Source organism: Rhodococcus sp. P4_F3_2 (assembly GCF_056401335.1).
The window spans coordinates 55,568-67,574 of the sequence record NZ_JBFUJN010000011.1 but is presented as its reverse complement, the minus strand read 5'-3'; the positions used below and the strand labels follow the sequence as shown (position 1 = coordinate 67,574).

At 62.5% G+C, this 12,007-nt stretch carries 10 protein-coding genes; 3 read left to right on the top strand and 7 right to left on the bottom strand.

The genetic code is table 11. The annotated features are described in order from the left end of the window. Positions 1-4 precede the first annotated feature (4 nt). Positions 5-652 (bottom strand): TetR/AcrR family transcriptional regulator, encoded by a 648-nt coding sequence (locus tag AC1DWA_RS13520; RefSeq protein WP_003940096.1) that lies wholly within the window; start codon positions 650-652, stop codon positions 5-7. A 77-nt stretch (positions 653-729) separates the two neighbouring features. Between AC1DWA_RS13520 and AC1DWA_RS13515 the strand changes: the two genes are divergently transcribed. Next, positions 730-2,271, top strand: a complete 1,542-nt coding sequence (locus tag AC1DWA_RS13515; RefSeq protein WP_477846259.1) for an MFS transporter — start codon at positions 730-732, stop codon at positions 2,269-2,271. On the opposite strand, the gene AC1DWA_RS13510 is transcribed toward AC1DWA_RS13515, so the two are convergent. Continuing rightward, positions 2,171-4,453: an ATP-dependent DNA ligase gene (locus tag AC1DWA_RS13510; protein ID WP_477846258.1), complete on the bottom strand. Its 2,283-nt coding sequence runs from the start codon at positions 4,451-4,453 to the stop codon at positions 2,171-2,173. The genes AC1DWA_RS13515 and AC1DWA_RS13510 overlap by 101 nt on opposite strands. Positions 4,454-4,568: 115 nt before the next feature. Between AC1DWA_RS13510 and AC1DWA_RS13505 the strand changes: the two genes are divergently transcribed. Both AC1DWA_RS13505 and AC1DWA_RS13500 read left to right on the top strand, forming a co-directional pair. Beyond that, the gene (locus AC1DWA_RS13505) at positions 4,569-4,841 is read left to right on the top strand and encodes a WhiB family transcriptional regulator (RefSeq protein ID WP_019744832.1); all 273 of its coding nucleotides are present in this window, start codon (positions 4,569-4,571) and stop codon (positions 4,839-4,841) included. A gap of 65 nt (positions 4,842-4,906) precedes the next feature. Further along, a complete protein-coding gene (locus AC1DWA_RS13500) occupies positions 4,907-5,812 on the top strand; it encodes an ABC transporter substrate-binding protein (RefSeq protein WP_283308468.1) in 906 nt (301 codons plus the stop codon). 1 nt (position 5,813) lies between these two features. On the opposite strand, the gene AC1DWA_RS13495 is transcribed toward AC1DWA_RS13500, so the two are convergent. The 5 genes from AC1DWA_RS13495 to AC1DWA_RS13475 all read right to left on the bottom strand — a co-directional run bounded on the left by AC1DWA_RS13495 (position 5,814) and on the right by AC1DWA_RS13475 (position 12,005). Continuing rightward, complete coding sequence (locus AC1DWA_RS13495) at positions 5,814-7,469, bottom strand: substrate-binding domain-containing protein (protein WP_446695627.1); 1,656 nt, start codon at positions 7,467-7,469, stop codon at positions 5,814-5,816. 120 nt (positions 7,470-7,589) lie between these two features. Next, on the bottom strand, positions 7,590-8,021 hold the full coding sequence (locus AC1DWA_RS13490) for a type II toxin-antitoxin system Rv0910 family toxin (RefSeq protein ID WP_003939735.1): 432 nt from the start codon (positions 8,019-8,021) through the stop codon (positions 7,590-7,592). A 73-nt stretch (positions 8,022-8,094) separates the two neighbouring features. Beyond that, a complete protein-coding gene (locus AC1DWA_RS13485) occupies positions 8,095-9,732 on the bottom strand; it encodes a solute symporter family protein (protein ID WP_003939876.1) in 1,638 nt (545 codons plus the stop codon). Next, the gene (locus AC1DWA_RS13480; protein WP_182261001.1) at positions 9,729-10,091 is read right to left on the bottom strand and encodes a DUF485 domain-containing protein; all 363 of its coding nucleotides are present in this window, start codon (positions 10,089-10,091) and stop codon (positions 9,729-9,731) included. Before AC1DWA_RS13480 ends, AC1DWA_RS13485 begins: the two co-directional genes overlap by 4 nt. Before the next feature lie 162 nt (positions 10,092-10,253). Then, positions 10,254-12,005, bottom strand: coding sequence for a sodium/solute symporter (locus AC1DWA_RS13475; RefSeq protein ID WP_020970427.1), 1,752 nt, complete (start codon positions 12,003-12,005; stop codon positions 10,254-10,256). Positions 12,006-12,007 lie beyond the last annotated feature (2 nt).

Sequence of the window (12,007 nt, the reverse complement as noted above, 5' to 3'; positions counted from 1 at the left end):
GGCGTCAGTTCACAAGCCGCGCAAGGCTCCTCACCATCTCACCGACGGTGTCGGTCGACGGCCACGGGAATTCCGGGAGATCGGCCCGCAACATCACCTGTCCGTGCAGCGAAGTCCAGATCGATACCGCATCGACAAAGGTGTCTGTGCTGGCCGACCTCCCAGCGGCGACGCACGCGTCAAGGTTGGTCACCAGCGTGTTGAAGGCGGCCAGTCCTCGCGTATCCGATTGTGGTGACTGACCTTTCGGCCTGGACCACCCGAACAAGACCCGATACCGAGCGGGCTCGGAAATGCCGAACTCGACGTATGCCGAGCACCCGGCATACAGACCCTCGACCGGGTCGGGGTGTGCGGAAACGGCGTCGGCCACGGCGAGATGCAACTGCTCCAGCGATTCGGAGACCACCGCTTCGACAATGGCATCGCGATCGGAAAAGTGTCCGTAGATAGATGGTGCGGATATCCCGACTTCGCGAGCGACTGATCGGAGCGTCACCGCCTGATCCGATCCGGTGCGGGCGATGAGCGTCGCCGCTGCGGCGACGATCTCTCCGCGGAGCCGTGCGCCGCTTCCTCTCGGATTTCGGGCGCGAGTACTCCGAGAACCACTCGTCCCAGTTTCATCGGCATCTTCGGAAACATCACTCACCCGACAAACTTTACACATGTAAGGCGAGGGGGTACGTTCTGATCACTAAACATTCGTAAGGTTACATTCGTAAGGACATGATGAATTCCCTTGAACCCACGGACCGGCGACGATGGGCAGCACTGGGCGCCCTCTGCACATCCCTCGTCGTAGTCACGATCGACAACACCATCCTCAACACCGCTATCCCGACCCTTGCCCGCGAACTGCGGGCGACCACCGTCGACCTGCAATGGATCACCAACGCATACACATTGGCGTTCGCCGCCTTGCTCATCACGGCAGGTGGACTCGGCGCGAGATTCGGTCACCGTCGGATACTTCTGACCGGCCTCACCTTGTTCGCTCTCGGGTCAGCCTTCGCTGCCCTCTCTCACACGTCGTTGCAGCTGATCGGCTGGAGAACAGTGATGGGGGCAGCCGCCGCACTGGTCATGCCGGCGACGCTGTCACTTGTCGTCTCGATGTTCGCCCCGCACGAGAGAGGCCGGGCGATAGGAATCTGGTCTGCAACCGCCGGACTGGGAATCGCGATCGGCCCCGTGGCCGGTGGCGTACTTCTCGAACATTTCAGTTGGGGAAGCGTCTTCTGGATAAACGTCCCACTGGTCGCCGTTGTGATAGCCGCGACGGTTTCTCTTGTGCCCTCAGCAGGAGGAATGGTCAAGGGTTCCTTCGACATCCCCGGACTCCTGTTGTCCGCCGGCGGACTGGCTTTGATCGTGGATGCCCTCACCCAAGCAAGCCTTCGCGGATGGTCGTCGCCCATCACGGTGCTGGAGATCGTCAGCGCAACAGCACTTCTCGCCGGGTTCGTCTGGTGGGAGCTGCGGGCCCCGGCGCCGATGACAGACGTGCGCATCTTCACCAGCCGAGTGTTCAGCATCTCCAATGCCATCTTGGCCGCAACGTTCTTCGCCTTGTTCGGTGTTCTCTTCACGTACACGCAATACCTCCAATTCGTTCGCGGTTACGGTCCATTGGTTGCCGGCGTCGGTGCAGTTCCGTTTGCACTGGTGATGGCGGCTGTCGCCTCCAGCAGCGATCGTGTGGTTGGCCGACTCGGGGTGCGCAGTTCGATCGCGGGCGGCCTCGCGGTCATGTCCGTGGGGCTGTTGGTCTTGTCGATCGCCGCGGGTAGGTACGCACCGTTCGGGGTCCTGGCTGCGATCATGGCACTGGTTGGCGCCGGGATGGGGCTGGTCATGGCTCCGGCAACAACTGCGTCGATGTCGTCGGTTGCGCCCCAGCAGGCTGCGATGGCAAGTTCRATCAACAGTGTCGTACGGGAATTGGGTGGAGTTCTGGGCGTCGCCGTCGTCGGGACAGTCGTAGCAACGGTTTTCCGGTCCCGCTTCGAACCCGGAGTCGGCACTTCCACAGTCGGTCTGGCGCAGATCCACGCCGACGCTCCCCCGGTGAGCATTGTGGCCGAAGCAGCGAATCAGGCTTACACTTCGGCGATGTGCATGGGAACCCAGATCTGTGCCGCAGCAGCGTTCCTCGGCGCGTTGGCCGTTATTGCCTTGTTTCCCGCACCACGTCGCCCGGCTTCTTGTCCTCCCGCAGACCCCGCCAACTCGGATGGCGAAGGCGTCCGGTCGCCGTCCAATCCATGAACCGCGCCTCACCGACGAGTTCAGGCCTCACCCACACCGCACCCTTGCGGTCATCTGCTGGAAGTTCCTCCTCGAACGGACTTTCCTTCTGACGCAACGGTTCCAGCACCGCAAGCAGTGACTCCAAATCACGATCGCTGAAGCCGGTACCGACGCGCCCCACGTAGGTCAATCCATCCTCACCCGGAATTCCCATGAGCAGCGCCCCGATCCCCTGCGCTCGATTGCCCTGCCCGGTGCGCCACCCACCGATCACCACCTCTTGGGTGCGCCAGTTCTTCACCTTGATCCAACTCGACCCCCGCCGCCCTGGAAGGTAGACCGATGCACGACGTTTGGCGACAATCCCTTCCCACCCGGCATCGGTACTCACCTCCAAGGCGTTCTCCGCCGTGCCCTCGATCTGCGGTGGTACCTCGAGCTCACCGACCTTGCCCGCCAACGCATTCAACACGGTGCGGCGATCCGAATAGGACTTCCGCAGCAAAGACACTCCGTCGAGGTACAGAAGATCGAAGGCCAGGAACACCGGTTCCCCACCTCGCTGGAGGAGGCCGAAATCTGTAACTCCCGCGTCGTTGTACGCCACCACCTCACCGTCGAGAACCACGTCATGACCGTCCAGCACCTCGGCCAACCCGGCAAGGGCTGGATAGTCCCGGGTCTTGTCGTTACCCGCGCGACTGCGAAGCGACATTGTGCCCGAATGATATTCGAGAATCACTCGAATCCCGTCCCACTTTCCTTCGAAGGCCCACTCCTGCGGGTCGAGACCTTCGAGCGTTCCAGCGGTGGCGAGCATCGGCTCGAGATTCTTGGGAAAATCCGTTCCGAAACTCGCGTTCTGATCCTTCATCAGATGCATCAACCACTGATCACCCTTTGTCCGGATCAGCGCGAAGCGTCCATGCACCCGCTCCCCACTCAAGCGCACGATCACCTCGTCTTCGCGCCACTTCTCGGTCTCGTACGTCCCGGAATCCCAGATCGTCATCGAACCCCCGCCGTACTCCCCTTTCGGAATCGTGCCCGAGAATGTGGCGTATTCGAGCGGATGATCCTCGGTGTGCACGGCCAACCGATTTTCTCCGGCACTGGTCGGCACACCCTTCGGGACTGCCCAGGACACAAGCACACCATCCCGCTCGAGACGAACGTCGTAATGCAATCGTCTGGCGTGATGTTCTTGAATCACAAAGGTATTGCCCGCTGCCTCCTTGTCCACTGCATCAGGGATCGGCTCCGGAGTCCGGTCGGCCGACCTCTTGTTGCGATAGTGCGCCAACGTATCGGCTACAGCCGCCGAGACCGGCGGATCCAGATCGCCCAGCAGATCACCGTCGGATTCGACGCGCTCCAGAACCTCGTCGAACAGCAGGTGGCGCAGTTTCGGATCGTCGAGTTCGTCCCAACTGCGCGGCGCGGCAACATAGGGTTGATCGCGACCGCGCATCGAATACGGCGCAATGGTGGTCTTGGCTGCGTTGTTCTGACTCCAGTCAACGAAGATCTTGCCTGCCCGGACATTTCGCGCCATCGTCGCGGTGACGAGATCCGGGTGAAGCTTCTCGAGCCCGGTGGCGATCTGCTTGGCGACAGTCGACGCACCACTGCCGTCCAAGGCTCGATCCAGTGGAACGTAGAGGTGGATTCCCTTGCTACCACTGGTTACCGGATAGGCCGTCCACCCCAGAGTTGCGACCAGATCTCGAATCGACCTCGCCACCTCGGCGCACTCGGACAATCCGACGCCTTCGCCCGGGTCGAGATCGAATACCAGTCGTGTCGCCGGACCACGCTCGGAACCGTCGAATCTCCATTGGGGAACGTGTAATTCGAGTGCCGCCTGTTGCCCCAGCCACGCCAGGGATGCAACGGAATCGAAGATCGGGTAAGTGACGACGCGATCAGAATGTTGCAGCGACGCACGCGTGAGCCACTGCGGGGCAGACGACGCCAGGTTCTTCTCGAAGAAGGACTGACCGTCCACACCGTTGGGCCAACGCTTACGAGTGCCCGGTCTACCGACGACATGCGGAAGCATGACTGCGGCGATACGGGTGTAGTAGTCGATGACTTCGGCCTTCGTGGTGCCGCTCTCGGGGTAGAGGATCTTGCCCAGATTGGTCACGGACACGGTTGTGCCGTCGAGAGTGATTTGACCCCGATCCGTCGTTGCCATCTCCTCATTGTGCTGGATAGCGCTGCGTCTGGCAGTAGAAATCTGATGGATCGGAAACCTGCCGCTGCGCCAGGCCACGGGCAAGACTGGATTCTCGATGGGAGAGGAGACCACGATGACAGTTCGCAGTTCCGTGGAGCCGTTGGTGGACAACAACTGGCGGATGTTCGCCACCTGTAAAACAGTGGACCCGGCGGTGTTCTATTCGCCGGGTGAAGAGCGCGGACGCAATCGGGCTGCACGGGAGAGTTCCGCGAAGCAGGTGTGCTTCCGCTGCCCGGTCATTCGGGACTGCCTGACCTTTGCACTCGAGACCGCTGAACCGCACGGAGTCTGGGGTGGGACGACACCGTCGGAGCGCCTTGCGCTGCGACGCTCAGCTGCGTGAACTCCGCTCACACGAGACCCCCGTCACGTCCAGACCGGACAAACAGGCAAGATGGCCTAGTGCCTATGACACGACGCGCAGTTGCCGTGACCGCGATCTTCGCTTCCTCGATCTTGTTGGGCTCGTGTTCGTCGCAGCCGGAGGCACCTGCGGCAGCAGATACCACCACCACGGTTCCCGAGGCGTTCACCAAACTTCCCTCGACCACCGCAGTGGACAAGTGCGGACCCCAGAGCGGGACCACCCTCGAAGACGGTGTCCTGACCATCGCCACTGACTCACCGGCGTACGCGCCGTGGTTCGTCGACAACGATCCGTCGAACGGCAAAGGCCTCGAGGGTGCGGTGGCCCGGGCGGTCGTCGACAAGCTCGGGTACAACACCGACCAGGTTCGCTTCACCACTGTCGCCTTCAACGACGCATTGAAACCAGGCCCCAAGGATTTCGACTTCGACGTCAATCAGTTCACGATTTCCGGGGATCGCCGCGCGAACGTCGACTTCAGCTCGCCGTATTACGCAGTGGCGCAGTCGGTGATCGCCTCACGCGGAAGCAAGGCCGCCGGTGCAAAGAATCTTGCGGATCTGGCCGGCTACCGTTTGGGCGCTCAGACCGGTTCCACCAGCCTCGCGGCGATCACCGACACGATTGTTCCGACCACTGCGCCACGCGAGTTCGCGACCACGGACGACGCGAAAGCTGCGCTGGCCGAGGGCGAGATCGACGCATTGGTCGTCGACATCCCGACCGGATTCCACATCACCGAGAACGAACTGCCCGGGTCGGTCATCGTGGGTCAGTTTCCGCGGCCCAACGCAGTCACCGAATTCTTCGGTTTGGTGCTCGAGAAGAACAGTCCGCTGACCGAGTGCGTCTCCGCGGCAGTCGATGCGCTCTACGCCGACGGAACCCTCGAGAAGCTCGCAACCGAATGGATTACCGACAGCGCCGACGCACCCGTTCTCGAGTAGTTCAGCCGGCGCGCCCACTGATCGCGCCGACGAAGACCTTCGGGATGTCTGCCGGTGTCGGAGCGAAGTGACTGTTACCGCCGGTGAGAGTCGAAATCTGCTCGAGCACATCGGTATCGGCATCATCGGTGACACCGATGGTGATGATCGGTACCGGCCGCGTCGGGTCCTGCTCGCGAGTCAGGGTGTCGAGAAGTTCCTGCAGGGCGATACCCGACGGATCGTCGTTGGCACCGTCGGTAAGCAGAATCACCGAATTGATCGAGGCCGGATCGTAGGACTGTTGCATGGACCGATACGCGGCGAGAACGCTGTCGTACAAACCTGTTCCGCCGCCGACGATCGAAGGGAGGTTGTCGATCCGAGACAGCAGTTTGCTCCGATGATCCGTGTCACCTTCAGTTGCATCCATACGGGCGACAGGTTCGAGTTCGCGGTAGTCCGTCCCGTCACCGAGGTCTACGGAGAACGCCCAGAGACCCAATTGTGCGTTGGCAGGGAACATTCGGATCGCGATGTCACCGGCCTGCGCCGTCGCGGCCATTCGAGTGACCCCGTCCTGCATGTAGTCCATAGACCCCGAGACGTCGACAACAGCCAGCGCGCGGGAAGGCCTGGACAGAATCTCGTACCGCGCAAGCGCTTTGGTGACCACAGACGGATCGGACGGCACCAGCGAGCCAACCTTTCCCACTCCACCGGCTACCGGTGGGGCCTGATCCGCGCCGCGGAACCCGAGGCCGGCAAGTACGGAGCGCCCGGTGTCCGATGCCAGCGCTGCCGCCAGCAGTTTGCCGGCGTCGTCCGCAGCCGACGAGGCTGCACCCACACTTGCCAACGGGTAGTCCATGAAGACCGAACCGGACGACGGTACCGACGCGGTGAGTCGACTGTCCGCATGTGCGGCGAGATAAGCCTCGAAGGTCTGCTCGGTAGTCACCGCGGTTCCGCCGGACGCGTCCACGGTTTGGATGCGCCCGGTCGAACCGGTTTCCTTCAGATTTCCGTACTGCGCTTGTGCCACCGGGACCAGGGATGCCGAGATGGATGTGAGGTCCCCGCCCCGCGACTGGGTCTCGGCAAAGGCCGCCACGATCGGCGCGCTGGAGACGGCACTGGTCAGGGGATCGCCGATGTGCAGCGATGGAGCGCCGAGGACATCCGTCCATGCGCCGGGTGCCTCGGCATCCGGCGCCGAGACGGCGACAACCGGGGTGGAGGCGACCGAGTTGCTGATCCGGCGAATCTCCTGCCCGCTCGCCGAAACCTTGTCCAGCCATTCGCTCGAATCAGGGATCCACAGTGCGGGCGCCGTACCGTCGGCGATCGCCGCGACGGTGAGCACGGGATCTTGCGGCGTCACGCTGAGCGAGCTGCATCCGAGATCCGCGGCGGGGATGGCAGCGGCGACAGCTTCGAGTCCCGAGGCGATCGACGGATCGGCCGCCACGGTCACGGTTTCCGGGTTGTCACAGTTGGTTGCCGTCGCAGCTGCAGCGGCGCCCGCACCGAGTTCTCCCTTGTCGCTGACGCTTTTGAACGTCACGGCGAATGCTGCCGTTCCACCGACTGCAACTACCGCCAAGAGTCCGATCAGAACCTGCACGGATCGAGGCATGGACGCAGGTGGTGCGCCGTACCCATGACGAGACGACATTGATCGATTCCTTTCCGGCGGGACCCGCATCAATAACCAACTGATGCCCGGTTTATCCCCCCGAAAAGAATCCTAACTCATGTTAGCGGTGAAGTAGCTCTATGTGGAAATCTCTACAACCTAGGTGTAGATCTGGACAAACTGGGCCAGTGACTTCTCCACATCGCCTTTGAGCGCCCGCGCCACACTCGAACCGATCGGGCCGAATAACGGCGCGCCGCCCAACTCGACTGTCAGCGCGAGTTCCGATCCGTCACCCTTTGCCTTCACGTCGAGTTCGAGACCGAGCTTGACCCCGCCCTTGCCGTCTCCCTTGAGCGAGATCGCCTTCGGGACGTCGTACTTCTTGATGGTCCACCGAACGCGGTTGCGCAGGCCTTTCACGGTCACGACCGAGCTGATCTCGGTGCCGACACCCAATTGCTCGGGAAGTTCACTGCGCCATCCGTCGTGAACCACGAGCCAGTTTTCGTAGCCGCTGAGATCGGAGGCCTTGTCCCACACTTCTTGAGGAGGAAGCGGAACGTCGATTTTCACTGTGAGCTTTGCCATGGCAGAACAATAAGCCCCGTGCGCCTTTTCCGTAACCAGAGGTACCAGAAAGACGCACGGGGCTTTGCCCCTCTTAGTGGCTGACGGCCTTTTCGACGCCGACGCCGGTGAGGGAGCGAACTTCCATCTCCGCCTGCTTTGCCGGATCTTCGATCTTGTTGCGTCCGATGTACGTACCGACGATGCCGAGGACGAATGCCAGCGGGATCGAGACGATGCCGGGGTTCGAGAGCGGGAACCAGGCGAAGTCGGAGTTCGGGAACATCGACGACGGCTTGCCCGACACTGCCGGGGAGAACACGATCAGCGTCAAGCAGCTGACCAAACCGCCGTAGATGCTGAAGAGCGCACCGGTGGTGTTGAACTTCTTCCAGAACAGCGAGTACAGCAGGGTGGGCAGGTTCGCCGAGGCCGCCACTGCGAAGGCGAGGGCCACCAGGAAGGCGATGTTCTGCCCCATCGCCATGATGCCGAGAACGATGGAGACGAGTCCGATGACCACGACGGTGATTCGAGAAACTCGAACCTGCTGCTCCTCGGTTGCGTTGCCGCGCTTGATGACACTGGCGTAGATGTCGTGAGCGAACGACGCCGAAGCAGTGATCGCGAGACCGGCAACGACGGCGAGGATGGTCGCGAACGCCACCGCGGAGATGATGCCGAGGAAGATGGTGCCACCGAGCTCGAAGGCGAGCAACGGAGCGGCCGCGTTCTCCTTACCTGGCGCTGCCAAGATCTTGTCCGGTCCGACCATGCTGGCCGCGCCGTAGCCGAGAACCAATGTGAAGAGGTAGAAGGCACCGATCAGCGCGATCGCCCAGGTCACCGAGCGGCGAGCTTCCTTGGCAGTGGGCACCGTGTAGAAGCGCATCAGCACGTGCGGCAGGCCCGCAGTGCCGAGCACCAAAGCGATTCCGAGAGAGATGAAGTCGAGCTTCGTCATTCCGGAAAGACCGTACTTGGCACCGGGTCCGAGGATGTCTCGTCCCTGCACACCCTTGGTGGTGGAACTGTTGACCATGTCCTGCGCATTGGCTAGCAACTGAGAGAAGTTGCCGCGCACTGCCCACAGAACGAGTACGAACATGATTCCGGCTCCGGCAACCAGCAGAACTGCCTTGACCATCTGTACGTAGGTGGTGCCCTTCATGCCGCCGACCAAGACGTACACGATCATCAGCACACCCACGATCGCGACGACGATCGACTGTCCCACCTTGCCGTCGATGTTGAGCAGCAGGGCGACAAGTCCGCCGGCGCCGGCCATCTGGGCAAGAAGGTAGAAGAGGGAAACGGCCAGGGTGGACAGGGCTGCCGCCATGCGCACCGGACGCTGCTTGAGCCTGAAGCTCAGGACGTCGGCCATCGTGAATCTGCCGGTGTTCCTGAGCAATTCGGCGACCAGGAGCAATGCAACCAACCAGGCGACAAGGAATCCGATGGAGTACAGGAATCCGTCGTAGCCGTACACGGCGATCGCACCTGCGATACCGAGGAACGATGCCGCCGAGAGATAGTCGCCGGCGATGGCGAACCCGTTCTGCGGGCCGGTGAACTGCCCACCGCCGGTGTAGAAGTCGGATGCCTTCTTGGTGGTCCGGCTGGCGCGGATGACCAGCGTCATGGTCACGACGACAAACGCGAGGAAGATCGCGATGTTGAAGGCGGGGTTTCCTACGTCCGTTCCGGACGCGGCGAGTGTGGTGATCACTGTGCGGGACCTTCCAGTTCTTCACGGATGGCGGCGGAGCGGGGATCGAGCTCACGACCGGCGAACTTCACGTACCACGCGGTGATGGCGAAGGTCGTGACGAACTGCCCGAGGCCGAGGAAGATGCCGAGATTGATGTTGCCGAGGACCTTGGTGGCCATGAAGTCGTGGGCATAGGTAGCCAGGACGACGTACACCGCATACCAGAGCAGGAAGAATGCAGTGATGGGGAAAACGAACTTGCGCAGACGCGTTCGGAGTTCCTGGAATTCGGGACTCGCTTGCATGTCTATGAATGCCTGGGCATCCGGGGTACGTCGCTCTTGCGGCGACCCCTCACTGATTTCTGCTGTGGACACTGCCGGCTCCTCGCCTCGCGTGTGAAGTGAACTACGCACAGACGTTAGTGAGATCAGAGTCACATGAAGACGCTGTGGCGCCAGTCACACGGTGAGCAGTCGCGCGCTGCGCCGAACGGTCAGGCAGGCGCGACCAACGGCAGAGGGTTCGGGCGGTGAAAGTCAGGGTTGGCGGAGATCGTCTTCGCGATCGGAGCCCATTCCGAGCCGTTCCGGGGCGTGCATCCGCGTGAAGATTCGCGCAATATCTGCCGGTATCTGCTTCGACGACACCTTGCTCACGACGATCATCGTGAGGAACGCCAGCGGCACGCTCACCGCAGCCGGGAACGCGAAAATGGCTGCCGGCCAGCCACCGAGGACGTCCTCCGACAAACCACCCAGGACGGCGACAGTGGCGGCAGTGCCCGCAACACATCCACCGACAACCATCCCCGCCCCCGCGCCGACGGCAGTCAGACCGCGCCACCAGATACCCAACACGAGCAGTGGGCAGAGCGTCGACGCGGCGACCGCGAACACCAACCCGACGGTTCTCGAGAGGTCGACCGACACCACCGCCAGCGACAGCACGAGCGGAACGAGCCCGGCCAGGAGCGCTGCAATACGGAAGTCTCGAACTCGTCCGCGGAGAACATCGGTACTGACGACGCCCGCGATGCTGACGAGCAATCCGGACGACGTCGACAAGAAGGCGGCAATGGCACCGGACGCCACGAGGGCTGCCAGCAGTTGTCCGCCCCACCCCGAGAACACCGAGCCCGGCAGCAGCAACACCGCGGCGTCGGAGGTGCCCGTGATCAGAAGTTGCGGAACGTACAGGCGAGCGAAGACGCCGAGGAGTGTCGGAAACAGGTAGAACACGCTGACCAGACCGACAACTGCAAGCGAGGTCAGACGAGCGGCCCGGCCGTCGGGGTTGGTGTAGAACCGGACGAGAACGTGAGGCAGACCGAGCGTTCCGAGGAAGGTCGCGAGCATCAGCGAGTACACCTGATACATCGGGTGCGGCCCACCGAAACCCCAACCCGGGGTGATCCAATCCGAGTTCTGCGCAGGCGCTCCCGCGACGACGGGAACCGCGGCTCCCGCGTCGAGAACCATGGACATGCCTTCACCGAGGGTGTGCTCCCCCGGGCCAAGTGTCACGGTTCCTTCGACCACTCGCCCGTCGACTGTGCCGCCGCTGACCGCCACCGGCTCGGATACCTGGACGACGACGTCGGTGGTGATGTCGACGGTCGTCGCAGTGGTGACCGTCGGCGGCATCGACGCGCCGACGTCGTGATGATCGCCGAAGAAGTAGAAGGTCAGTGCCACAGCGGGAATCGCGACGGCAGTCAGTTTCAGCCAGTACTGGAAGGCCTGAACGAAGGTGATCGAGCGCATCCCGCCGCCGACGACGTTGGCGATGACGATGACCCCGACAGCAACGCCGCCGATCCAGCTGGGAACCCCGAGCAGAATGTTGAGCGTCAGTCCCGCGCCTTGGAACTGTGGAATCAGATACAGGATGCACACCATCGCGACGACGAGCATTGCGAGCTTGCGCAATCGCGGTGAGCCGAGACGGAATTCGGCGAAATCGGGGACGGTGTATGCACCGGAACGCCGAAGCGGTGCTGCGACGAACAGCAGCAGGGCGAGGTATCCGGCGGTGAATCCGATGGGATACCAGAGGGCGTCGGCGCCGTATTTCGCGACCAGCCCGGCCACGCCGAGAAACGAAGCAGCGGAGAGGTACTCACCGGAGATGGCCGTCGCATTCCACCGCGCGCTGACGGTTCTGGACGCGACGAGAAAGTCCGAGGTGGTACGAGCGAGCCGAACGCCGTAGATTCCGATAGCCACGGTTGCCACGGCCGCCGCAACGATGCCGAGCACCGTCAGCACCGGGATAGGTTGTCCTCCCACAG

What these genes read in the sequence shown, in the direction of transcription:
- AC1DWA_RS13510 (WP_477846258.1), bottom strand. Translation starts at nt 4,453, where the DNA reads ATGGCAACGACGGATCGGGGTCAAATCACTCTCGACGGCACAACCGTG.
- AC1DWA_RS13505 (WP_019744832.1), top strand. Translation starts at nt 4,569, where the DNA reads ATGACAGTTCGCAGTTCCGTGGAGCCGTTGGTGGACAACAACTGGCGG.
- AC1DWA_RS13500 (WP_283308468.1), top strand. Translation starts at nt 4,907, where the DNA reads ATGACACGACGCGCAGTTGCCGTGACCGCGATCTTCGCTTCCTCGATC.
- AC1DWA_RS13495 (WP_446695627.1), bottom strand. Translation starts at nt 7,469, where the DNA reads ATGTCGTCTCGTCATGGGTACGGCGCACCACCTGCGTCCATGCCTCGA.
- AC1DWA_RS13490 (WP_003939735.1), bottom strand. Translation starts at nt 8,021, where the DNA reads ATGGCAAAGCTCACAGTGAAAATCGACGTTCCGCTTCCTCCTCAAGAA.